Raw genomic sequence first — 21,695 nt, 5'->3', positions numbered from 1 at the left:
CTCTGGAGGATTTCGGCCATGAGCGAAATCGGTACGGCGAGTACGGCGCTGTTCCGGCTCCAGGCGGAAACGCACGTTTCGGCCACCTCGCAAAGGGTGTACGCGCTGGTCAGTGATCTTGCCCGCAGCGGCGAGTGGAGCGCGGAATGCACCGGCGGCGAATGGGTGGCCGGCAGGCCGGGCACCGTGGGCGCGGTGTTCCGCGGTGAGAACCGGCGGGCCGCGGAGGTGGTGTCCTGGGCGCCGGTCGTCCGCGGCACCTGGTACACCGAGGCCGAAATCGTGACGGCCGAGCCAGGACGCAGCTTCGGCTGGGCGATGCGCGACAGCGCCGGCCGGAGACAGGACAGCGTCTGGTCGTTCACGATCGAACCGGACAATGCGGGCGTTGTGCTGAGCCATCGCTTCCAGATGGACCAGCCCACCGAAGGCATTCGCACCATAACGGCGGAAATGGACGGTGACCTCAGGCGGAAGTTCTTCGCGGAATGGGCGGCAAAGGTGGAAAGGGATCTCGCGGCAACGGTGCGGCGCGTCAAGAACGTGGCCGAGCGGAACTGATCCGCAAGTCGCCGGCAAGTCGTCGGCAAGTAGTCGGCGAGAGGGTGAGGAATGTTCCTCCAGCGCATCGGAAATCGCGGTATCCGGCTGGGCACGTTGTTCGAGCGCGCGGCCGCGAAGCATCCCGGGAACCTGGTGACCCTCGACCACGACCTGGACATCGCCCCTGAGCTGGGCCGCCGGTCCACCGTGCGCCGGCTCGCGGACCTGGTGGACGAGTTCGCCGCGCGGCTGTGGGCGGCCGGGGTGCGCCCCGGCGAGCAGGTGGTCGTGCACAAGAGCGATGGCTTCGACATCACCCTGCTCGAATGCGCGGTGGCCAGGATCGGCGCGGTCCCGGTGCTGCTGTCGCCGAAGCTGGACGGTGCCACCGTCGTCGAACTGATGCGCCGGGTCGGCAGGCCGCATCTGGTGACCGACCAGGCGAAGCTGGCGCACGAGCTGCCGCCGGTGGTGCTCGAACTCGCGGCGAAGGTGCTGCTCACCTCGGGCAGCCATGCCGGCTGCGTCGAGCTGCGCTCGCTGGCCGGCGCACCCAGGGTCGCCGCGGTGACCCCGCCGCCGGAGGAGCCGGTACTGGTCACGCACACCTCCGGCACCACCGGCACGCCGAAGCTGGCCGTGCACACCGGCCGCACCTTCGGCGCCCGCTACCGCCCGCAAGCGGCGGTGGCCGCGCTGGTCCGCCGACGCGAGACGGTGGCCGTCCACGTGTCCTTCGTGCATTCGCGGCTGGTCACCGCGCTGGCTATCGCGCTGTCCCGCGGTTTTCCGCTGCTCGTGCTGGCCGACGACGAGCCGGAGCGGGTCGCGGCGCTCTTCGCACGGCTGCGTCCCGGCGTGCTGGAAGCCCACCCCAACACCTTCCTGCGCTGGGAGCGGCTGGCCGCGGACCCGCGGGAGCCGCTGGCCAACGTGAAGTACTTCAGCAGCACCTTCGACGCCATCCACCCGAGAACCGTGCGGACCATGCTCGGCGCGACGCGCCGCCGGGCGCCGGTTTTCGCGCAGCTGTACGGGCAGAGCGAGGTGGGGCCGGTGGTAGGCCGGGTGTTCACCCGCCGCCGGTCGCCGTCGGCCGACGGGCGCTGCGTCGGCTTCCCGTTCCCCGGGATGACCGGTGTCCGGGTGGTGAGCCGGGACGGCGAGCCGCCATCGGCGTCCGCGCCGGGGCACATCGAGGTGCGCACCGACGGGCGGATCCCGGTCTACCTCGGTGAGCGGGAGCGCTACGAGCGCCAGGCCGACGGCGGCTGGTGGCGGATGGGCGATCTCGGCTACCGCACCCGATGGGGCTGCCTGCACCTGCTCGACCGCGAGGTTGACCTGATCCCCGGCTTCGGCAGCACGCTGGCGGTGGAGGACAGGTTGTTCCTCAGGCTGGCGGAGCTGACCGAGGTGATCATCGTGCCCGACCGGGACGGTGTGCCGGTGCCGGTGGTGTGCACCAGGGACGACCGGCCGCTGGACCAGGCCGCCTGGCGGGCCGCGACGGCGGGCATGCCCGCGATGGCCGAGCCGGTGCGGTTGCGGCTGGCCGACCTGCCGCGGACCGCCACCACCAAGACCAGGAGACTCGAGCTGGCCAGGCTGCTGGCCGAGCGGGACGGGGCGCGGTCGTGGCCAGGGTGATCGTGGTCGGCGGCGGGATCGGCGGGCTCGCCGCCGCGCTCGCGATCACCCGGCAGGGCCACCGGGTGGTGGTGCTCGAACGTGAAGCCGCCTTCGCCGAGCTGGGTGCGGGCATGCAGCTCGCGCCGAACGGTATCCACGCGCTGGACCGGCTCGGCCTCGGCGACCGGGTGCGCGAGTCCGCGGTGCACATCGACGAGCTCCGGTTCATGGACGGGGTCACCGGGCGGCACGTGGTGAGCATGCCGCTCACCGGGGCGTACCGCCGCCGCTTCGGCAACCCGTATGTGGTCGCCCACCGCGGGGACCTCTACCGACTGCTGCTGCGGGCCTGCCGCGCCAGGGCGGACATCGAACTGCGCCCCGGTTGCCGCGCCACCGGCTACCGACAGGACGGCCGGAGCGCGACGGCGGTGCTGGACACCGGGGAGCGGGTCACCGGGGACGCGCTGATCGGCGCGGACGGGGTGCACTCGGCGATCCGGCGCCAGCTGGTCGGCGACGGCCCACCGCGGGTCGCGGGCATCACCGTGTTCCGCTCGGTGATCCCGATGGCGCGGGTGCCCGAACGGCTGCGCTGGAACAGGGTCACCTGGTGGGCGGGCCCGGGCCGGCACTTCGTGCACTACCCGATCGGCGGCGGGGCGTACCTGAACCTGGCGCCGAGCATCGAGAACGGGGTCACCGAGGAGTTCGCCGACGTTCCGGTGTCGGCCGAGCAGGTGCTGGACGCGTTCACCCCGCTGGGTGCCGCCGCGCGGCGGCTGCTGGCCCTCGGCGCGGACTGGCGGTCCTGGGTGCTGATCGACCGGGACCCGGTGCCCGGCTGGACCGACGGACGGGTCACCCTGCTCGGCGACGCGGCGCATCCGATGCTGCACTACGCCGCGCAGGGCGCCTGCCAGAGCCTGGAGGACGCGGTGTTCCTCGGCGACTTGCTCGCCTGCCCGCCGGCGGAGTTCGGCCTCCGTTTCCGGTTGTACAACGTCGGAAGGCGGGAACGCACCGCGAGAATGCAGCACATTGCCAGGGAGAGTACGAAATTGTGGCATCCGGCCGGTGCGGCCGCGGTGGCCAGGAACGCGATGCTGTCCGCGTTCTCGGCGACCGAACTGCACGACCGGGTAGCCTGGATGCACGGCGCCAGGGACTTCGGCCCTGCCGTGGAGGGAACTGCACCGCAGGGGGTGGCGGGTTGAGCGCGTCGAAATTCGAAGTGGCCATTGTCGGGGCCGGTCCACGTGGGCTGTCCATAGTGGAGCGTCTGTGTGCCGCCGAGCGGACGGCGCCGTCGCATCCGGCGGTGCTGGTGCACGTGATCGACCCGGCCGCCCCGGGTGCGGGCGCGGTCTGGCGCACCGAGCAGCCACGCCATCTGCTGATGAACACGGTGGCCTGCCAGATCACCGTCTACACCGACCGCAGCAGCCAGATCGACGGGCCGGTCGAGCCGGGCCCGAGCCTGTTCGAATGGGCGAAGGGGCTGGCGCTGCTCGGCCCGCTCGGCGACTACGAGCAGGCGACGCTGGCCGAGGCGAGGGCGATCGGGCCGGACGACTACCCGAGCCGCGCGTTCTACGGGTCCTACCTGCGGGACGCCTTCCGCCGGGTGGTGGCGCGGGCGCCGGGGCACGTCGAGGTCGCGGTGCACCGGTCGCGGGCGGTGGCGCTGGTCGACGCGTACGGCGTGCCCGGCGGGCCGCAGGGAATCCGGCTGGAGAACGGCACCCGGCTCAACGAAGTGGACGCGGTGGTGCTGGCGCAGGGCCACCTGCCGGCCAGGCTGACCAGCAGGCAGCAGAAGACCGCGAGCCTGGCCAGGACCCACCGGCTCATCTACCTCCCGCCGGCCAACCCGGCCGACCTAGACCTGACCGGGATCGAGCCGGGGCAGACCGTGCTGCTGCGCGGGCTCGGACTGAACTTCTTCGACCACATGGCGCTGTTCACCGAGGGCAGGGGCGGTTCGTACCTGCGCGAGGACGGCCGTCTGGTCTACCGGCCGTCCGGGCGGGAGCCGCTGCTGTGCGCGAGCTCGCGGCGCGGGGTGCCCTACCAGGCGCGCGGTGAGAACGAGAAGGGCGCGTTCGGCCGGTACTTTCCCCGGCTGCTCACCCCGGAGCTCATCGCCGGGCTGCGCCGGCAGGCCGAGGACGGCGAGCGCGTCCGGTTCGCCACCCAGCTCTGGCCGTTGATCACCAGGGAGGTGGAGGGGGTCTACTACAGCACCCTGCTGGCTTCGCTGGGCCGTGGCGACGAGCGGGAGTCCTTTCTGGACCGTTACCTAGGTTTGTCCGAAGTGGAATCGGCGCCGTTGCTGGACGAGTACCGGATCGACGCCGCCGACCGCTGGGACTGGGACCGGATCGCCCGGCCCTACCGCGGGCGCGTGTTCACCGACCGGGCGGACTTCCGGTCCTGGCTGCTGGCCTACCTGGCGCGGGACATCGACCAGGCCAGGGCCGGCAACCTGAGCGGCCCGCTCAAGGCGGCCCTGGACGTGCTGCGGGACCTGCGCAACGAGATCCGGCTCGCGGTGGACCACGGCGGACTGGAGGGCACCTCGCATCGCGACGAGCTGGAGGGCTGGTACACCCCGCTCAACGCGTACCTGTCCATCGGGCCGCCGGCCGCCCGGATCGAGCAGATGATCGCGCTGGTGGAAGCCGGGGTGCTGGAGCTGACCGGGCCCGGCACGGTGATCCGCATCGACCCCGCCGGGCGCGACTTCGTCGCCGAGTCCAACCTGGTGCCCGGCCCGGCGGTGCGGTCGAAGGTGCTGATCGAGGCGCGGCTGCCCGAGCCGGACCTGCGCCGCACCGGCGACCCGCTGCTGCGGCACCTGCTGGACACCGAGCAGTGCACGCCCTACCGGGTGCCCGGCGACTGCGGGATCAGCTACGAGACCGGCGGGCTCGCGGTGACGCCGCGGCCCAACCGGCTGCTCGACCGCCGGGGCCGCGCCCACCCGCGGCGGTTCGCCTATGGTGTGCCCACGGAGTCCGTGCACTGGGTGACCGCGGCGGGGATCCGCCCCGGGGTGGACTCGGTGACCCTCGGTGACTCGGATGCGATCGCCCGTGCCGTGCTCGCGCTGCCGCAGGCCGGAGCACGGCCGGCGGCCACCGAAACCGACCTCAGTGGGGTGATCGTGTGACCGAACCGATGGACGCGCTGCTGGACACGGGGCTGCTGTCCCCGGTCCGCGCCGGCACTCCGGTGGAGGCCGCGGTCTCCGACCTGGCCTGGGTCCAGGCCATGCTGGACGCCGAGGCAGCGCTGTCCAGGGCACAGGCCCGGCTGGGCACGGTGCCGGCGGAGGCAGCCGCGGTGATCACCTCGGCCGCCCATGCGGACCGGCTCGACCTGCGCGAGCTGGCCATCGCCTCCCGCGAGACGGCGAACCCGGTGGTGGGACTGGTGCAGGCGTTCACCCGCGTGGTGGCCGCGGCGGACACCGAGGGCACCGGCGCCGCGGAGTACGTGCACCGCGGTTCGACCAGCCAGGACGTGTTCGACACCGGCGCGATGCTGGTGGCGGCCAACGCGCTGCGGCTGATCAGGGCGGATCTGGACCGCACGGCCACCGCGCTGGCCGGGCTCGCCGAGGAGCACCGCGACACCGTGATGGCGGGCCGCACCCTGGCGTTGCAGGCGGTGCCCACCACGTTCGGGCTCAAGGCGGCGGGCTGGCGGCAGCTGGTGGTCGACGCCGACCGGCGCCTCGGCGAGGTGCTCGAGCACGGCCTGCCGGTCTCGCTCGGCGGCGCGGCCGGCACACTGGCCGGCTACCTGGAGTACGCCCGGCTCGCCGGTGCGGAGGACCTCGACGGCTATCTGGACCAGCTGGTCGCCGCTTTCGCCGAGGAGATCGGGCTGATCCGGCCCGGCCTGCCGTGGCACGTGCTGCGCACCCCGATCGCCGATCTCGGCTCGGCGCTGGCCTTCACCGCCGGGGCGCTCGGCAAGATCGCCATCGACGTGCAGTCGCTGACCAGGACCGAGACCGGCGAGGTGGCCGAGCCCGCGGTGGACGGCCGGGGTGGCTCCTCGGCGATGCCGCACAAGCGCAACCCGGTGCTGGCCACCTTGATCCGCACCGCGGCGATGCAGGTGCCGGTGCTCGCGGCCGGGCTGACCCAGTGCCTTGTCGCCGAGGACGAGCGTTCGGCCGGGGCATGGCACGCGGAATGGCAGCCGCTGCGGGAATGCCTGCGGCTGGCCGGCGGTGCCGCGCACACCGCGGTCGAGCTGGCCGAGGGGCTGGAGGTGCGGGCGGACCGGATGGCGGTCAACCTCGGCATCACCGGCAGCCAGATCGTGTCCGAGCGGATCGCGGCCGTGCTCGCCCCGCGGATCGGGAAAGCCGCCGCGAAGAAGCTGCTGAGCACCGCGTCGGGCACGGTGCAGGCCACCGGCAGGCCGCTGCACGAGGTGCTCGCCGAGACCCCCGAGCTGGCCGGCCAGTTCGACGCGGCGGAACTGGCCGGGTTGTGCGATCCGGCCGGGTACACCGGTGCCGCCGGTGCGCTGGTGGACCGGGCGCAGCGTACCGGCCGGTAATGGCGGACGGGCGCTATCTGTCTACATCGGACACATATCTGCCGGGGTTTTCCGGTGCACATTCCCGCACTTGGCGCTACATCTGCGGGAATCGGCACCAGAACGGGAAACTTCACTCGACCGGAGCAGTCTTTGGCACGGATGGACCAGTCCGTCGCTGAATCCGGTAAAAGGTGTCAGCGGGACCCGCAGTTGGCGTCGGCCAGGTCCCAGGCCGGTACCGCCCGCTCCGGCGCGACCGCGGTCACCTCGATCAGCAGGTGGTCCACCAGGTCGTCGCCCTCCTGGCTGGGGATGCTGCGCAGCCCGCGCAGCGCCCGGCCGCACTCGCCGGCGATCCGCAGCAGTTCCACCAGGTCGCCGCGGGTGCTGAAGTGCAGCAGGACCGAGCCGCCTGGGTTGAGCCAGCGCGGCGCCTCGGCCAGGAAACGGCGGTGCGTCGCGTATCCCGCGTCCACGTAGCCGCGCTCGTGCATGGTGCGGTACTGGTAGTCCGCCGGTGCCAGCACATAGTTGGAGTGCCAGTAGATCGTGTCGAAGCGTTCGCCCTCGTCGAGCGCGTCGAACAGGTCGCTGCGCACCGCCCGTACCCGGTCGTCGACCCCGTGCCGCGCCGCGTTCATCGCCGCGTTCCGCACCGCTGCCGGGCTGATGTCGGTGGCCACCACCCGGTCGCAGCCTGCCAGCGCACCGGACACCGCGATGATCCCGGTGCCGCAACCGATCTCCAGCAGCGAACCGGTGCGCGGCGCGGTCCCCGGGCCGGTGAGCCCGAGCAACTGCAGGGAAAACCCGGTGGTGGGGGAGAAGACGGGGGCGAACACCTCGGGAAGCAGATCCCAAACCCGCTCTTGCATGGTGAAGGTGGCAGGGCGATCGGCCCTGGTCAGCGCTTCGTTACTGCGTTCGAGCGAACGCAGGTAGTTCCGGACGATCGACACGCGCATCCTCAGAGGGTTCGATAGAGAGTCGACGCAGGTCGCGACGACCGGCATCACTCTCCCTCAAGTATTGGGTGGGTAGGAAGGCCATCGGCGGCGTAATTTGGGAAACGGATGTTGTTGACTCCCCTCCTGGGGGATGCGTAACTTCCCGATAGCCGCGGAACGGAAACTGGGGGGTACCGTGTCGCCAAACGGGCCGTGGGCCGAGTCCGACGTGATCGCGGTGCTGGAGCTACTGGCGAGTGAAGCACCGTTGGACCGTTTCGACACGGTCGTGTCGGAGGCGAGCCAGAAGGGCGCGACGGTCGCCGAGCTGGAGGCGCTGGAGCGGGCCAAAAGGCTTGGCCTGAGTGTCTATTCGAGACTGGACCGCAGGCAGCGGCGCGAGGCGGGGCTTTCCGCGCTGGTGGACACCGCGCGCGATCTGGCCACGTCGAACAACCTGGACACGCTGCTCAAGGTGATCACCAGGCGGGCCAGGATGCTGCTCGCCAGCGACATGTCCTACATCAGCCTGCCGGACGAGGAACACGGGTTCTTCTACGTGCACACCTCCGACGGGCACACCTCGACGCTGAACGTGGGGCTCCGGCTGCCGCCCGAGTCCGGCCTCGGCAACGCCGTGCTGGCCGACCCGGCGCCGATCTGGACCCCGGACTACCTGACCGACGAACGGATCCAGCACAGCGAGGCGATCGACAGGGTGGTCCGGGCCGAGGGCCTGCACGCGATCATGGCGGTGCCGCTGAGCTACGGCACCCGGCCGTTCGGCATCCTCTACGTCGCGGACCGGAAGGTCCGGCACTTCACCGCGGACGAGCGGTCCCTGATGAGCTCGCTCGGCGACCTCGCCGGGGTGGCGATCAAGAAGGCCAGGCTGCTGGACCAGACGATGGCCGTGGCCTCCGGGCTGAAACAGCACGTCTCGCAGGCCGAAGCCGGGCTGAAGAACGTGCGGGAGCTCAGCGACAACCACAACCGGCTGTTCGAGCTGGTGCTCAGCGGCGGTGACCTGGACGCGCTGGCCGAAGAGGCGAGCAAGCGGCTCGGCGGCGCGCTGCAGATCACCGCGGACAACGGCACGGTGCTCACCAGCGCCGGCGAGGTGACCGAGTTCGACAAGACCGCGGTCGTGGTCGCCACCATGGAGGCGCACGCCGCGCGCGAACCGGTCCCGCTGGACGACGGCCTGTGGGTGGCGCCGATCGTGGCCGGCGACGACGACCTCGGCACGCTGGTGCTGTTCCCGCGCCGCGAGCTCACCGACCGGGACCTGGAGCTGGTCCGGCTGATCACCCAGGCGGCCGCGGTGCTGCTGTTGCTGCGCACCAGCAAGACCGAGGACGCGGCGGGCCAGGTCCGTGAAGAGCTGATGAACGACATGCTGACCCTGCCACACCGGCCAGGGGACCAGCTCGGCAAGCGGGCCCGCCGGCTCGGCTATGACCTGGACAAGCCGCATGTGGTGGTGGTCGCCAGGCCGGAGGGCAAACCCCGCGGCAAGATGGGGATCTGGGCGTGCTCGTACGCCTACCGCGGCAACGGGATCAAGACAACGCAGCACGACATGACGGTGTTCCTGCTGCCGGGCACGGACGCGGCCGCCGCCGCGCGGGCGCTGCTCGCGGAGCTCGAGCCGCTGGTCGGTGCCCCGGTCACGGTGGCGGGTGCGGGCCCGGTGACCGGACCCGATGCGGTCCCGCACACCTACCAGGAGGCTTTGCGCTGCCTTGACGCGATAACCGCGCTCGGTGCCAAAGGACGGTCCGCTTCGGCGAGCGAGCTGGGTTTCCTCGGCCTGCTGCTGTCGCACACCCCCGACGTCGAAGGGTTCATCGAGTCCGCGATCGGCCCGGTGCTCGACTACGACCGCGAGCGGTTCACCGAGCTGGCACGCACCCTCGACGCCTACTTCGAGGTCGGCGCCAGCCCGACGTACGCGGCCGAAAAGCTGCACGTGCACCCCAATACCGTGGCCAGACGGTTGGAACGGATCAGCGAGCTGCTCGGACCGCAGTGGCAGAAACCCGATCGCGCGCTGGACATCCACCTGGCGCTGCGGCTTTCCCGGATCCGGCGCGTGCTGCTGGAGCGCCCGCTCCCGCAGCCCGGTGACCAGGTGTCCGCTGCCGACTACGACACGTAGACGAGCCGGGTGGCCGACCCCGGTGCACGCCTTCCGCCAGTAGGCGGAGAGGCGTGCACCGGGGCACCCCCTAGGAGACGTAGTTCATCTCCCGGCCGGTCGCCTGTCCCAGCGCCAGCACCGCGTGCGCGGCGGAGGCGAGGGTGGCGTGCCGGTGCCAGCCGCTGTACGAACGACCCGCGAAGTCACGGATGCCGACCTGGTCGGCGATCGCGGTGAAGTCGCGGTCGACCCGCCGGATCAGCCTGCTCAACCGCAGCAGGCCGTCCGGTTGCGCGGCCACCATGTCGGTGAGCCACAGTTCGGCCGGCCAGTTCGCGCCGTTCTCCGACGCGCCCAGCAGGACCAGTTCACCGTGGCGCATGGCCTGGCCGGGGTTCTGGTTCTGCAACGGGTTGGGCATCCGGACCCGCACGGTGGCGGCGAGGCTGGTCCGCAGTGCCTCCCGCGGATAGCCACCGGTCCACATCGCCGGACGGCGCAGATCCTTGGCCGCGCCCATGATCTGGTCCGCGGGCAGGGCGTCGGCGCTGTGCCCCGGCAGTGCGGGATCGGCCACCTTGAGCCGGAGCGTGTTGCTGACCCGCAGCAACATCGGCACCCCGGCGGCCCGTAGCTTCCGGACCGTCTTCATCACGTCGGCCTCACGGGCGTCCATCACCACCGGGCGGACCGGCAGCTCCGTCCGCGCGGCCATCCCGAGGTAGGCCTCGAGCGCGCAGTCGCCGAGGGTCTCGGCGCCCATCTCGTCCGGGATCGAGGCGCGGCTGCGACGGGGAGCGTCGTCCAGCCATGCCTTGGGCAGGTGCAGCCGCCAGTTCACCGGGCAGCTCACCTCGTCCGACGCGGCCCAGACCCCGACCGCCTGCTGCGCGTTGCGCACCTGGCCGAGGGTGGAGAAGAACCGCTTGTCGACCCCGACCGAGTGCTGGCCGGCCTTCGGGATCACCATCGGCCGCACCACCCATGCCTGCGGCTGCGTGCTGCGCGCGACGTAGTGCGCCAGCACCCGGCGAACCGGGTCCCAGTCCCAGGTGGAGCTGCTGATGAAGTGGTGCAGGCTCTGTTCGGTGGCCTGCCCGCCGAGCAGGGCGGCGATGTTCCGGATGGATTTGCGGCCGTTGGTCTCCAGCAGGCCGCGGATGTACTCGATTCCCTTCTTGCGCTGGTCGCTGCGGGGCAGCGAGGCGAACAGTGCCGAGCACAGCTCGGCCAGCGCGCCGTCGTTGACCCCGCGGTAGGTGGATGTGGTCAGCGTGCGTAAGTCCCCCGAACACGATGCAACACCACTCATAGGTGCCTCTCATCCCCAGATAGCTAGACAACCCCAGTAAGAACTACTCCTCTACCGTGCTAGGTCGAGGGTCCCATGCCTAGGTGTGCGGAACACCCGCCTTTGGGCCGGGGTGGTGGTCGGGCCACGGGGGGAAGCGCACCGTGTCCTCGTCGTCACGCAAAACGATGTTCACCGGGCGCGGAATCCGCGAAGCAGCCGCAAAACCGCCTTCTGCGGGAGTAGCCGGAACACGTCACGGTGGTGACGTCGAGGTGTCCACATCCGGCCCGGTGTCTTTTCAGTCCACTATGGACGTAAAAGTTCCGTTTGTTTCACGGCGGCGCGAAACGAGGATTTAACAGGACGGTTGCCCGTGGTTCAGCGGTCGGTGTTCCGCCGGATGCCGGAAAAACGGGGGCGTCGACCCGGTCATCGTCACTGATAGTCAGTGTCGGTGACCACTGCTACGGTGACACGCGGGCCCGCTCATGCGCGGCCCGAGGCCGTTGAGGACGGTGGTCTGAACCTCGGCGGCGGCCAGGATCACCCGGATGCCACGAGACTGATCGCCTGTCTCGTGCTAGCGGGATGGCTGCCCGGAGTCAAGGACCGGCGACAACTACATTTTCATTGGCAGCAACGACATCGGCAGCAGACGACGCAGGGCCAAACGACGCAGTGCCAGGGAGCCGTCTTGAATACTCGCGCCGACCGTGTGGACGCGGACCCGAACCTGGGCGTGCTCGCCGGGCGCCTGCTTTTCTCGGTGCAGAACGAGCTGTTCCGGTCACTGGCCGCCAAGGGCTTCGACGACCTCCAGCCCCGCCACGGCGCGGTCATGGTCTATCTGGACCGGGCCGGGATCAGGGCCAGTGAGCTGTCCAGGCTCTCCGGACAGCACAAGCAGGTGGTCGGCACGGTGATCGACGAGCTGGAGCGCCTCGGTTACGTGGAACGGCATCCGGATCCCGTGGACCGGCGGGCCAAGCTGGTGTGTCCGACCGCGCGCGGGCTGGACCAGATCAGGACCGCCGACTCGATCATGAGCGCCATCGAGCGGCGGCACTCCCGCGCGCTGGGCCGGGAGTGCTACGGCCGGTTCAAGGACGTCCTGCATCAGGTGACGAAACGGCAGCGCCGGACCGCTGGCTGATTTAGTCCATTGTGTACTGTCCTTTTCAGCCTGAAGAACGAGAGGGAACGCATGGGTGTGCTGGTGTCGGTGGAGGGCTTGCGGGCGGCGATCGACGGGACGGCGCCGCCGGTGGTGCTCGACGTGCGCTGGACGCCCGGTGGGCCGCCGGGGATCAGCGAGTTCCGGGAGGGGCACATCCCCGGCGCGCGGTACGCCGAGCTCGACACGGAACTGGCCGCGCCGCCCGGTGACGGCGGGCGGCACCCGCTGCCGGATCCGGCCGCGTTCGGCGAGACCCTGCGCCGGCTGGGCGTCCGCCATGACCGGCCGGTCGTGGTCTGCGACCGCCGGGACTCGACGATCGCGGCCAGGCTGTGGTGGATGCTGTGCTATCACGGGCATCCCGACGTGCGGGTGCTAGACGGCGGTTACCAGGCATGGGTGCGGGCGGGCTTCCCCTCGGCCACCGGCGACGAGCCGGCCGTGGAACCGGGCGACTTCACCGTGCGGCCGGGTGCGGTGCCGATGGTGACCGCGGCCGAGGTGTCAGGACTCGCGCGGAACGGGATCCTGCTCGATGCCAGGGCCGCCGAGCGCTACCGCGGCGAGGTTGAGCCGATCGACCCGGTCGCCGGGCACATTCCGGGCGCGGTCTCCGCACCCACCGCGGAGAACGTCGACGCCGAAGGTCGCTTTCGCCCGGTGCCGGAGCTGCGCGAGCGGTTCGCCGGGCTGGGCATCACGCCGGACTCCGAAGTGGCCGCCTACTGCGGATCGGGCGTGACCGCGGCACACGAGGTGCTCGCGCTCCGGCTGGCCGGTTTCGACGCCGCACTGTACGTGGGCTCGTGGAGCGACTGGATCACCGACCCGACCCGCGAGGTCGCCCGCGGCGCTGATCCTAAGTAGACAGTCCACGTTGGAGCGACATCTCAGTGGCCGCTCCAGCGCGGGGGCTCCTTGCGGGTGAAGGCTTCGACCGCGTGGTGGAAGTCCGCGGAGCCGTAGACCTTGGCGATGATGTCCTCGTCGCCGGGCCGCTCGGTGTCGCGCAGCCGCCGCAGGCCCTCTTTGGTGGCCCACATGCTCAGCGGCGCGTGGCCGAGCAGGCGTTCGACGGTGTGCGCGAGCGCGCTGTCCAGTTCGTCGGTCACGGTCAGCACGAAACCGGCCGAGCGGGCTTCCTCCGCCGTCAGCAGCCGCGCGGTGAGCAGCATCTCCGTCGTGCGCGACTCGCCGAACCGGTGCACCAGCAGGGAAAGGGAGTCGGTGGACAGGCAGTTGCCGAGGGTGCGCGCGATCGGCACGCCGAACCGGGCGTCCTGGCCGGCCAGCCGGAGGTCGCAGGCCGCCGCGATGGCGAGGCCGCCGCCGACGCAGTAGCCGTCGATGGCGGCCACCGTGGGCACCCGCACGGCGGCCAGCCCGCCGACGATCTCGCTGATCCGCCGCTCGTAGGCCACCCCGTCGGCGCCGTCGGTGAACTCGGCGAACTGGGCTATGTCCGTGCCCGCCACGAAAGCCTTGCCGCCGGCGCCGCGCAGCACCAGCACCCTGATCCGCTCGTCCCGGTCCGCGCGGGCGCAGGCTTCGGCCAGTCCCTGGTACATCGCCCAGGTCATCGCGTTGCGCTGGGCCGGCCGGTTGAAGGTGACGGTGAGCACCGGGCCGGCGGCGTCGACCAGCAACTCCTCGCCGCTCATCACGCCGGCTCCGTCGTGCTGCCCAGCGGCGGCCCGGCGTTGCCGCGGCGCACCGGGGTGCGGGAGAACCGCATCGGCGAGCCGACCTGCCGGACCGAGCCGAGTGCCGGATGTGGTGCGTCCCAGAAGAAGTCGCGTTCCCGCAGTCCCGGATCGGTGAAGACCTCGGCGTAACCGGCGATCGGCGCACACGGCACCCCCGCCGCGTTGAGAGTGTCCACAAGGGACTCCGTGCTGCGCAGTGCGGTGACCCGCTCGATTTCCGCGATCAGCTCCGCCCGGTGCTGCAGCCTGGTGTAGGCGTCCGCGTAACGCTCGTCGTCCAGCAGTGCGTCGAGGCCGAGTGCGGCGCAGAAGGCGGTCCAGGTGTTCGGGGTGTTGGCGCCGATGGTCACGTACCCGTCGCTGCTGCGCACCGCCTGGTACGGCGCGGTGCTCTGGTGTGCGGAACCGCTCGCCTCGCGAACCGTCCCGTCGCCGAAGTACATCCCGGCCTCCCAGACCGCCAGCGACACCCCGGATTCGAGCAGGCACACGTCGATGAACTGGCCCTCGCCGGAGCGGTCCCGCTCGCGCAGGGCCGCGGTGACCGCGAGCGCGACGTACAGCGCGCAGGTCAGATCGCAGATCGGCACCCCGACCTTGGCCGGTTCGCCGCCGGGGAAGCCGGTCACGCTCATCAGCCCGCTGCGCGCCTGAGCCATGATGTCCAGGCCGGGCAGGTCCGCGAGCGGGCCGTCCTGCCCCCAGCCCGAGGCGGAGGCGTAGATCAGCCGGGGGTTGTCCGCTCGCAGGCTTTCGTAGCCGAGGCCGAGCCGGCGCATCGCGCCCGGCCGGAGGTTCTCCACCAGCACGTCCGCCTCGGCCGCCAACCGCCGGAACGCGGCGTTGCCCTCGGGCGACTTCAGGTCCAGCGCGACGGACTCCTTGTTGCGGTTGAGCCGGACGAACGCGGAGCTTTCGCCGTCGACGAAGGGCCCGACCGAGCGCACCTGGTCGCCGCCGTCCGGGCTTTCGATCTTGAGCACCCGCGCGCCGAGATCGGCCAGTTGCAGGGTGGCGAACGGTGCGGCCATGTAGGCGCCGACCTCCAGCACGGTCAACCCGGCCAGCGGCGGCAACGGTCCCTCGGGCATCCGGCGGCCCCTTCCTGTGTGGTCTATAGTAGACAATAGACCATGATTAGGGAGTTGGGTATGAACCGCTTGGTGACCCCGCCCAGCATGGCCGTGCTGGCCGCGGACGCGGTGCGCGGCATGATCCTCGGCGGCGAGCTTTCCCCTGGTGAGCGGGTGGTGGAAAACCGGCTGACCGAGCTGCTCGGGGTGTCCCGCCCGCCGCTGCGCGAGGCGCTGAAGGTGCTGGAGCACGAAGGGCTGGTCGTGCAGCATCCGCGGCGGGGAGCGGTGGTCACCCCGATGACCCAGCACGACGTCTACGAGATCATCACCCTGCGCAACGAGCTGGAGGAGATGGCCGTGCGGCTGGGCGTGCCGGTCCGCGACACCCTGCTGCTGCGGCCCTGCCGGGAGGCGCTCGCCGCGCTGGAAGCGGCGGCCGCCGCCGGGGACGACGGCGCCGTCACCGAGCAGGGCTTCGCCTTCCACCTCGCGATCATCGGGCTGGCCGGGCACACCAGGCTGACCGCCGCCTACCGCGCGATGTCCCTGCAACTGAGGCTGTGCATGGGCATGAACCGCAGCGCGATGCGGGACTCCGAAACCTTGGCCGGCAACGTCGAACGCCACCGCGCGCTGCTGCGGGCGATCGAGACCGGGGACCCCGCGACGGTCCGCGCCGCCTTCGCCGAGCACGGCCACCAGAACTTCCTGGCCGAGGTCGTCGACCAGCTGGACGGTGCGACCCCCCAATCCCGCGCCTGGCTCGCCACCCTCCGGCCGGGCAAATAGCCGGCTTTTTGCCCAGGGGAGCGGGTCAGAGCCAGCCGCGGGAACGGGCGGTGTTCGCGGCTTCGGTGCGGTTGCGGGCGCCCAGCTTGGCCAGTGCGGTGGACAGGTAGTTGCGGACGGTGCCCTCGGCCAGGTGGAACCGTTCGGCCAGCTCGGCGTTCGTCGCCCCGTCCGCCACGTGGCGCAGCAGCTCCCGTTCCCGGTTGGTCAGCGGGTCCGCGTGGTCCCAGGCCGCCATCGCCAGTTCCGCGGCCACCACCCGCTCACCGGCGTGCACCTTGCGCAGCGCGGCCACCAGCTCGCCGATCGGAGCGTCCTTAAGCACGTAGCCGCTGACCCCGGCCTCCAGCGCCCGGCGCAGATAACCGCTGCGGGCGAAGGTGGTCACGATCAGCACGCGTACCTCGTCGCCGGCCGCGTGCAGCTCGGCGGCGACGTCCAGCCCGGTCCGCCCCGGCATCTCGATGTCGGTCAGCAGGATGTCCGGCCGATGTTCCCGCACCGCGGCGAGTGCCTGGCCGCCGTCGGCCGCGGTGGCCACCACCTCGATGTCCGGCTGGAGGTCGAGCAGGGACGCGAAAGCGCCGAGCACCATGCCCTGGTCCTCGGCCAGCACCACCCTGATCGCCATCAGGTCGCCACCTCCAGCGGCACCCCGATGGTCACCGTGGTACCCGAAGTGCCCACTGTGCCGGAACGCCGGATCTGCCCGCCCAGCGCGGTGATCCGCTCCCGTACTCCGGTCAGCCCGTTGCCCTCCACGACGTCCCCGCCCCTCCCGTCGTCCGCGACCACCAGCCGCAGCTCACCGGAGTCCGCGCCGATCGCCACGTGACAGGTGCGCGCGCCGGAATGTCTGGCCACATTGGTCAGCACCTCCCGCAGGGCCAGTGCCAGCTCGTGCTCGGCGGGGCCCATCAGGGTCAGGTCGCCTTCCCGCTGCACGGTCAGTGTCACGCCCATGCTGGACAGCGTGCCGGAAGCGGTCTCCAGTTCGGTGTCCAGGCTGGACTGCCGCCAGCCGGTGATCGCCGCGCGGACCTCGCTGAGCGCCTCCCGCGCGGTGCTCTCGATGCCGTCGGCTTCGGTGCGCGCCCTGGCCGGGTCCAGCTCCACCAGCTCCCGCACCAGCTGTGCCTTGATCACCACCGCGGTCAGCGTGTGCCCGAGCAGGTCGTGCAGGTCCCGCGCGATGCGCTCGCGCTCGGCCAGGGTGGCCAGGCGTTCGGCGCGGGCGTGGCGCAGCCGCAGGTCGGCCGACTCGCGCCGTCGGCACGCCTCCCCGATCTGGACCACGCCGATGATCCAGATGAACAGCACGGTGGGCGCCAGTGCCCACAGCCGCCACGGCATCGGGGTCTGCGTCACCGGCGTCAGCAGCACCACCAGCAGGGTCAGCCCGGCGAAACAGCGCAGCGCGGTCCGGCGGGACTCCGCCAGGCCCACCGCCGCCGCCACGTAGACGAACAGGATGGACGCGCCGGCGAGGAACGGGGTGAGCAAGGTGCCCAGCACGGTCGCCGGAATGGCGCACAGCCAGCGCGTGCGTGCCGGGTACAGCGCGGAGAGCGCCCACATCGGCAGGAATCCGCCGATCGTCACGATGGCCAGCACCCAGTCCCTGGTCGCGCCGGAGAACACCGGCTGGAACAACGGCGTCGCCAGGTAGACCAGGTGGATCCAGCTCTCCGGGCGCCGCAGGTTCGCGGCGCCTTTCGCGGAGTGCTGATAAGTCGTCATGGCCGGCTATGACGATAGGACACCGCGGCCAGTGCGGCGGCGAGCACGGTCATGCCGAGCAGCACCAGCAGATGCCCGCCGACCGCGCCGCCGCGGACCTGCGCCAGCGCGACCTGGGCCAGGTGGTAGGTGGGCAGGTACGGCGCGATGTGCGCGAAGGCATCGGGCAGGACCTCCAGCGGCATCCAGAGCCCGGACACCACCGCGGACGGCATCAGGAAGGCGTTCAGGATGGCGGCCGCCGCGTTGGGCCCGGCCTGGAAGCCGACCGCGAGACCGAGCAGCGCGAACGGCAGCGCGCCGGGCAGCAGCACCAGGTCCAGCCGGAGCAGCTGGACCGGCGTGACCCCCATGGACCCGGTCAGCGCGGCCGCGCCGGTCATCGCCAGCAGCACCCCGACCGCGTAGCAGAGCGCGGCGGTCACCTTCGCCGCCAGCGTCACGCCGATCGGCACCGCGGACACCTGTTTGGCCCGCAGCCAGCCGCGTTCCCGGTCCTGCGCCACGGTGATGCCGGGGTTCATCAGGGTCACCGACAGCACGCCGAAGGTGCCGAAGGTGGCCAGCATGCTGGTCGCGGCCGGAATGCCGCCGGTGCTGTCGCCGCTGAACATCGTGCTGAAAAGGGCGAAGAAACCAACCGGCATGAGCACCGAGAAGAACAGCGCGGTGGGCTCCCGGACGATGCCCTTCAGCTCGTCCGCCACCTCCGCCCGGAACACCCGCGCGAGATAGCCGGTGCCCGCCGCGGACCGGGTGAGGCTGATTTCTCCGGTGTTTTCCTTGGTGTGCGCGGGTGCGGTCATGCCGCTACTCCTTCCTCGATCAGGCTGACCACGGCCTCTTCGAGCCCGGCGTCCTCCACCCGGAGCCCGGTCAGCTCCGGGTCCGCGGTGAGCAGGTCACGCAGCAGCGCTTCCGGTTCGCGGGTGCGCAGGCGGACCAGCCGCCCGGCGGCGTGCACCGACAGCACTCCGGTCAGCCTGGCCAGCCGGTCCGGCCCGAGCCGGGTTTCGGCGACCACGGTGCGGTCCGGCAGCCGGGCGATCAGCTCGTCGGGCCGTCCTGCCGCCAGCACCCGGCCGCGGTCGAGCACCACCACGCGGTCTGCGACCGCCGCCGACTCCTCGATCAGATGGGTGGTCACCAGCACTCCGGCGCCACGGGCGCGGCGCTGCGCGAGCGTCTGCCAGAGCCGGCGCCGGGCCGGCACGTCCAGCCCGGCGGTCGGCTCGTCCAGCACCAGCAGCGCCGGTTCGGTGACCAGCGCCATGGCCAGCTGCAGGCGCTGTTTCTGGCCGCCGGAGAGCTTGGTGGCGCGGCGTTTCGCCAACCCGGCCAGCTCGAGCTCGGTCAGCACCGGCCCGGCCGCGGCCCGCTCCCGGCCGCCGCGCACCGCGGCCCCGGCGACCAGTTCGCCCACCTTCAGGGTGTTCGGGAAACCGAGCGACTGCTGCACCACGCCGATCGCGTGGCGGGTCGCGGCGACCCGCGGATCACCGCCGGCCACCCTGATTTCCCCCTGCTGGGTGCCGAGCAGGCCGATCGACAGGTTCACCAGTGTGGTCTTGCCCGCGCCGTTCGGCCCGAGCAGGACCACGCATTCGCCCGCCCCCACCGTCAGGTCCACCCCGTCCAGCGCCACGGTCTCCCCGTAGCTGTGCCTGGCGGAGCGGATGTCCAGCACCGTGTTCACGATGACCCCTCTCGTCGCTGCGACAACGTTCGCCGATCGGGGTCACCGCCGGTAGTGAATGGCCGTCACCTCCGTGAAGTGACGAATGTCAGCTCCCTCCAGCTCCGGTCGCTGCCGTGTTTGCCGTCCACGGCACCGTGTTGGCCGTTCGCGACGCCGAGTTGGGCCAACTCGGTGACGGGAAGGGCCAACACGCGGACGGGAACGGCCAACACGCGGACGGGAGCGGCGGAACCAGCGGGCGGTCAGGGTTTGAGGAGGCCGGGTTTGAGGACGTCGAAGCCGGCGTCGACCTGGAGGACCACGCCGCTGACGCCGCGGAAGGCGTCGTCGACCAAGAGTGCGATCGTGTTGGCGAGGTCTTCGGGTTCGAGGACCCGGCCCAGCACGGAACGTCCGGTCAGCCGTTCGGACACCGCGTCGTCGATCACGTCGCTGGTGGCGTCCGTGCGGACCGCGCCGGGTGCCACGATGTTGACGTTGATCCCGTACGGTCCTGCGTCGGAGGCGATGTGCTTGCCGAACGCGTTCAGCGCCGCTTTCGCCGAGGAATGCGCGATACTGGTGCCGACGTGGTCCGCGGCGATGCTGGACAGGTAGACGATCCGGCCGCCGCGCTGTTCCTTCATGATCTTCAGTACCTCCTGCGTCAGGAAGTAGCTGCCGGCCAGCTCCCGGTCCACCTTGCCGATGAAGGTCTCCCATGGCAGCGTGGCGAACGGCTCCCACGGCGGCTGTTCGGTGTTGGCGTTGCACACCAGCGCGTCCACCCGCCCGTGCTCCCGGCGCACCCCGGCGACGAGTTCGGCGACCTGGCCGGGATCGCAGACGTCCGCCTTCGTCCGCTGCGCGGTGCCGCCCTCGGCCTCGATCGCGGAGACCACGGCCGCGGCGGCGTCCGCGCTGCGGTGGTAGTTGACGATCACGTGGTGGCCGCGCCGGCCCAGCTCCCGCGCGGTCGCCGCGCCGATACCCCGGCTGGCCCCGCTGACCAGTGCGATTTTCCGCTGTTCGGTCACTTTTCCGCTCCCTGCCCCAGACGTCGATGATCAGATGGCCAGGCTAGCGCTTCGGCTAACCATTGGTAAGGACGTACCTTGAGGTAAGCTCGGGTTCGTGAAGGACGACATCAGGCTGGGCGGGCACGACCTGTTCGATCGCGACTGCCCTGGCCGCGCGATCCTGGACCACGTCAGCGCCCGCTGGGCCACGCTGGTGCTCACCGCACTGCGGAACGGGCCGCTGCGCTTCTACCAGCTGCGCGACAAGATCGGGGGGATCAGCGAGAAGATGCTCGCGCAGAACCTCCGGGTGCTGGCCAGGGACGGGCTGATCGAGCGCACCGTGGAGCCGACCACCCCGCCGCAGGTCAGCTACGAGCTCACCGCGCTCGGCCACGGCCTTACCGACGCCTACCGGCAGCTGGTCGACTGGATCGGCGAGCACGCCCCGCAGATCTTTGCCGCACAACAGAAACACGACGAGTTGGCTCAGCGGAGCCCGTCGGTGAAACCGGCCCGCCAGCTCGGGTAGCGCGGAGTCCAGCCGAGCACTTCGCGGGCCAGGTGGTTGTCCGCGCCGCGCGCCCAGTCCGCCCGCCCGCCGGTGTCGGTGGTTTCTCCGGGAGCGGGCGCGCCGACGGCCGTGCAGAAGGCCGGCATCCATTCGCGGGCCGGTGCCGGCTCGTCGTCGGTTATGTTCACGATCCCCGGTGCCCAGTCCAGCGCGGCCACCGCCGCGTCGGCGGCGTCTTCGATGTGCACGAAGCTGGTGATGTCGTCGCAGACGGTCAGCCGTCCGGCGCGGGCATCCTCGGCGCGCAGCCCGTCCGGCTCGAACCAGGTACCGGGCCCGTAGAACAGGCCGTACCGCAGCACCACTGGCTCGGCCACCTCCAGCACCGCCGATTCCAGCGCCGCCACCCCGGAAACGGTGGTCTGCCGCGGTTCCGGCGCGGTCAGGTCGAGCGGGGTCTGCTCGTCGGCCGGTGCGTAGCCGCCGGCGTAGGCCCACGAGATGCTCTGCGCGATCATCCGCCGGACCCCGGCCGCGTGCGCCGCGTCGACCAGGTTGCGGGTGCCGTCCCGGCGCAGCGCGGCGTTGCCGGCCAGGTCGCCCGCGCCGAGGTCGGTCAGCTGGTGCAGCAGCACGTCCGGGGCGGCCAGCCGGACCGCCGCGATCAGCGCGTCCCGGTCGTAAACGTCCGCCACCACGGGTTCGGCGCCGAGGGCGCGCAGCCCGGGCGCCTTGGCCGTCCTGCGGGTGAGGGCGGTGACCCGGTGACCGCCGCCGGTCAGCGTGCGCACGAGCCGTTCACCGATGACGCCGGTGGACCCGGCCAGGAACAGATGCATGGCCCGACCCTATGCGGAACTGGCCCAGCCGGATG

General features: G+C 71.4%; 20 protein-coding genes. 10 read left to right on the top strand and 10 right to left on the bottom strand.

Annotation, left to right across the window (positions count from 1 at the left end; all coding sequences use genetic code 11):
- The first annotated feature begins 18 nt into the window (after nt 1-18).
- Genes AMYNI_RS0100365 through AMYNI_RS0100345 form a run of 5 tightly spaced genes read left to right on the top strand, consistent with a single transcriptional unit; the run spans nt 19 to nt 6,756 of the window.
- Entirely contained in the window at nt 19-561 is a 543-nt protein-coding gene (locus AMYNI_RS0100365; protein WP_020665966.1) for an SRPBCC family protein, read from the top strand.
- A gap of 51 nt (nt 562-612) precedes the next feature.
- Nucleotides 613-2,193 (top strand): class I adenylate-forming enzyme family protein, encoded by a 1,581-nt coding sequence (locus AMYNI_RS0100360; RefSeq protein ID WP_020665965.1) that lies wholly within the window; start codon nt 613-615, stop codon nt 2,191-2,193.
- Nucleotides 2,181-3,392 (top strand): FAD-dependent monooxygenase, encoded by a 1,212-nt coding sequence (locus tag AMYNI_RS0100355; RefSeq protein WP_020665964.1) that lies wholly within the window; start codon nt 2,181-2,183, stop codon nt 3,390-3,392. The genes AMYNI_RS0100360 and AMYNI_RS0100355 overlap by 13 nt, the downstream gene beginning before the upstream one ends.
- Before the next feature lie 17 nt (nt 3,393-3,409).
- Nucleotides 3,410-5,350: an FAD/NAD(P)-binding protein gene (locus AMYNI_RS0100350; protein ID WP_281170349.1), complete on the top strand. Its 1,941-nt coding sequence runs from the start codon at nt 3,410-3,412 to the stop codon at nt 5,348-5,350.
- An 8-nt stretch (nt 5,351-5,358) separates the two neighbouring features.
- Nucleotides 5,359-6,756, top strand: coding sequence for a nitrosuccinate lyase (locus tag AMYNI_RS0100345; RefSeq protein WP_040406312.1), 1,398 nt, complete (start codon nt 5,359-5,361; stop codon nt 6,754-6,756).
- A 176-nt stretch (nt 6,757-6,932) separates the two neighbouring features.
- On the opposite strand, the gene AMYNI_RS43170 is transcribed toward AMYNI_RS0100345, so the two are convergent.
- Complete coding sequence (locus AMYNI_RS43170) at nt 6,933-7,703, bottom strand: methyltransferase domain-containing protein (protein WP_020665961.1); 771 nt, start codon at nt 7,701-7,703, stop codon at nt 6,933-6,935.
- Between the two features lie 178 nt (nt 7,704-7,881).
- Between AMYNI_RS43170 and AMYNI_RS0100335 the strand changes: the two genes are divergently transcribed.
- A complete protein-coding gene (locus AMYNI_RS0100335; protein ID WP_020665960.1) occupies nt 7,882-9,846 on the top strand; it encodes a helix-turn-helix domain-containing protein in 1,965 nt (654 codons plus the stop codon).
- Nucleotides 9,847-9,916: 70 nt separating this feature from the next.
- On the opposite strand, the gene AMYNI_RS0100330 is transcribed toward AMYNI_RS0100335, so the two are convergent.
- Nucleotides 9,917-11,140, bottom strand: a complete 1,224-nt coding sequence (locus AMYNI_RS0100330) for an IS701 family transposase (RefSeq protein ID WP_020665959.1) — start codon at nt 11,138-11,140, stop codon at nt 9,917-9,919.
- 676 nt (nt 11,141-11,816) lie between these two features.
- Between AMYNI_RS0100330 and AMYNI_RS0100325 the strand changes: the two genes are divergently transcribed.
- A complete protein-coding gene (locus AMYNI_RS0100325) occupies nt 11,817-12,275 on the top strand; it encodes a MarR family winged helix-turn-helix transcriptional regulator (RefSeq protein ID WP_026359891.1) in 459 nt (152 codons plus the stop codon).
- A gap of 51 nt (nt 12,276-12,326) precedes the next feature.
- Nucleotides 12,327-13,166, top strand: coding sequence for a sulfurtransferase (locus AMYNI_RS0100320; RefSeq protein WP_020665957.1), 840 nt, complete (start codon nt 12,327-12,329; stop codon nt 13,164-13,166).
- A gap of 23 nt (nt 13,167-13,189) precedes the next feature.
- Here the strand turns inward: AMYNI_RS0100320 and AMYNI_RS0100315 are convergent, their stop codons facing one another.
- Nucleotides 13,190-13,960 (bottom strand): enoyl-CoA hydratase/isomerase family protein, encoded by a 771-nt coding sequence (locus AMYNI_RS0100315; RefSeq protein ID WP_020665956.1) that lies wholly within the window; start codon nt 13,958-13,960, stop codon nt 13,190-13,192.
- Complete coding sequence (locus tag AMYNI_RS0100310; protein ID WP_020665955.1) at nt 13,960-15,096, bottom strand: CaiB/BaiF CoA transferase family protein; 1,137 nt, start codon at nt 15,094-15,096, stop codon at nt 13,960-13,962. Before AMYNI_RS0100310 ends, AMYNI_RS0100315 begins: the two co-directional genes overlap by 1 nt.
- A gap of 60 nt (nt 15,097-15,156) precedes the next feature.
- On the opposite strand from AMYNI_RS0100310, the gene AMYNI_RS0100305 reads away from it, so the two are divergent.
- Entirely contained in the window at nt 15,157-15,870 is a 714-nt protein-coding gene (locus tag AMYNI_RS0100305) for a GntR family transcriptional regulator (RefSeq protein ID WP_020665954.1), read from the top strand.
- 25 nt (nt 15,871-15,895) lie between these two features.
- Here the strand turns inward: AMYNI_RS0100305 and AMYNI_RS0100300 are convergent, their stop codons facing one another.
- The 5 genes from AMYNI_RS0100300 to AMYNI_RS0100280 all read right to left on the bottom strand — a co-directional run bounded on the left by AMYNI_RS0100300 (nt 15,896) and on the right by AMYNI_RS0100280 (nt 20,325).
- Nucleotides 15,896-16,501, bottom strand: a complete 606-nt coding sequence (locus tag AMYNI_RS0100300) for a response regulator transcription factor (protein ID WP_020665953.1) — start codon at nt 16,499-16,501, stop codon at nt 15,896-15,898.
- Complete coding sequence (locus AMYNI_RS0100295; RefSeq protein ID WP_020665952.1) at nt 16,501-17,610, bottom strand: sensor histidine kinase; 1,110 nt, start codon at nt 17,608-17,610, stop codon at nt 16,501-16,503. The genes AMYNI_RS0100300 and AMYNI_RS0100295 overlap by 1 nt, the downstream gene beginning before the upstream one ends.
- The gene (locus AMYNI_RS0100290) at nt 17,607-18,416 is read right to left on the bottom strand and encodes an ABC transporter permease (protein WP_020665951.1); all 810 of its coding nucleotides are present in this window, start codon (nt 18,414-18,416) and stop codon (nt 17,607-17,609) included. Before AMYNI_RS0100290 ends, AMYNI_RS0100295 begins: the two co-directional genes overlap by 4 nt.
- Nucleotides 18,413-19,306, bottom strand: coding sequence for an ABC transporter ATP-binding protein (locus AMYNI_RS0100285; RefSeq protein ID WP_020665950.1), 894 nt, complete (start codon nt 19,304-19,306; stop codon nt 18,413-18,415). Before AMYNI_RS0100285 ends, AMYNI_RS0100290 begins: the two co-directional genes overlap by 4 nt.
- A gap of 245 nt (nt 19,307-19,551) precedes the next feature.
- Complete coding sequence (locus AMYNI_RS0100280) at nt 19,552-20,325, bottom strand: SDR family oxidoreductase (protein WP_020665949.1); 774 nt, start codon at nt 20,323-20,325, stop codon at nt 19,552-19,554.
- A 97-nt stretch (nt 20,326-20,422) separates the two neighbouring features.
- Between AMYNI_RS0100280 and AMYNI_RS0100275 the strand changes: the two genes are divergently transcribed.
- On the top strand, nt 20,423-20,839 hold the full coding sequence (locus AMYNI_RS0100275) for a winged helix-turn-helix transcriptional regulator (RefSeq protein WP_020665948.1): 417 nt from the start codon (nt 20,423-20,425) through the stop codon (nt 20,837-20,839).
- Here AMYNI_RS0100275 and AMYNI_RS0100270 read toward each other — a convergent pair.
- Nucleotides 20,797-21,660: an NAD-dependent epimerase/dehydratase family protein gene (locus tag AMYNI_RS0100270; RefSeq protein WP_020665947.1), complete on the bottom strand. Its 864-nt coding sequence runs from the start codon at nt 21,658-21,660 to the stop codon at nt 20,797-20,799. The two genes, AMYNI_RS0100275 and AMYNI_RS0100270, sit on opposite strands and share 43 nt — an antisense overlap.
- Between the last annotated feature and the right edge of the window lie 35 nt (nt 21,661-21,695).

The organism is Amycolatopsis nigrescens CSC17Ta-90, assembly GCF_000384315.1.
Taxonomy (GTDB): domain Bacteria; phylum Actinomycetota; class Actinomycetes; order Mycobacteriales; family Pseudonocardiaceae; genus Amycolatopsis; species Amycolatopsis nigrescens.
This window is presented reverse-complemented; position numbering and strand designations above follow the sequence as displayed.

Excerpts from the sequence above, each read along its gene's own strand:
- AMYNI_RS0100365 (WP_020665966.1), top strand. The coding sequence starts at position 19 with ATGAGCGAAATCGGTACGGCGAGTACGGCGCTGTTCCGGCTCCAGGCG.
- AMYNI_RS0100360 (WP_020665965.1), top strand. The coding sequence starts at position 613 with ATGTTCCTCCAGCGCATCGGAAATCGCGGTATCCGGCTGGGCACGTTG.
- AMYNI_RS0100345 (WP_040406312.1), top strand. The coding sequence starts at position 5,359 with ATGGACGCGCTGCTGGACACGGGGCTGCTGTCCCCGGTCCGCGCCGGC.
- AMYNI_RS43170 (WP_020665961.1), bottom strand. The coding sequence starts at position 7,703 with ATGCGCGTGTCGATCGTCCGGAACTACCTGCGTTCGCTCGAACGCAGT.
- AMYNI_RS0100330 (WP_020665959.1), bottom strand. The coding sequence starts at position 11,140 with ATGAGTGGTGTTGCATCGTGTTCGGGGGACTTACGCACGCTGACCACA.
- AMYNI_RS0100320 (WP_020665957.1), top strand. The coding sequence starts at position 12,327 with ATGGGTGTGCTGGTGTCGGTGGAGGGCTTGCGGGCGGCGATCGACGGG.
- AMYNI_RS0100315 (WP_020665956.1), bottom strand. The coding sequence starts at position 13,960 with ATGAGCGGCGAGGAGTTGCTGGTCGACGCCGCCGGCCCGGTGCTCACC.
- AMYNI_RS0100310 (WP_020665955.1), bottom strand. The coding sequence starts at position 15,096 with ATGCCCGAGGGACCGTTGCCGCCGCTGGCCGGGTTGACCGTGCTGGAG.
- AMYNI_RS0100305 (WP_020665954.1), top strand. The coding sequence starts at position 15,157 with ATGAACCGCTTGGTGACCCCGCCCAGCATGGCCGTGCTGGCCGCGGAC.
- AMYNI_RS0100300 (WP_020665953.1), bottom strand. The coding sequence starts at position 16,501 with ATGGCGATCAGGGTGGTGCTGGCCGAGGACCAGGGCATGGTGCTCGGC.
- AMYNI_RS0100295 (WP_020665952.1), bottom strand. The coding sequence starts at position 17,610 with ATGACGACTTATCAGCACTCCGCGAAAGGCGCCGCGAACCTGCGGCGC.
- AMYNI_RS0100290 (WP_020665951.1), bottom strand. The coding sequence starts at position 18,416 with ATGACCGCACCCGCGCACACCAAGGAAAACACCGGAGAAATCAGCCTC.
- AMYNI_RS0100270 (WP_020665947.1), bottom strand. The coding sequence starts at position 21,660 with ATGCATCTGTTCCTGGCCGGGTCCACCGGCGTCATCGGTGAACGGCTC.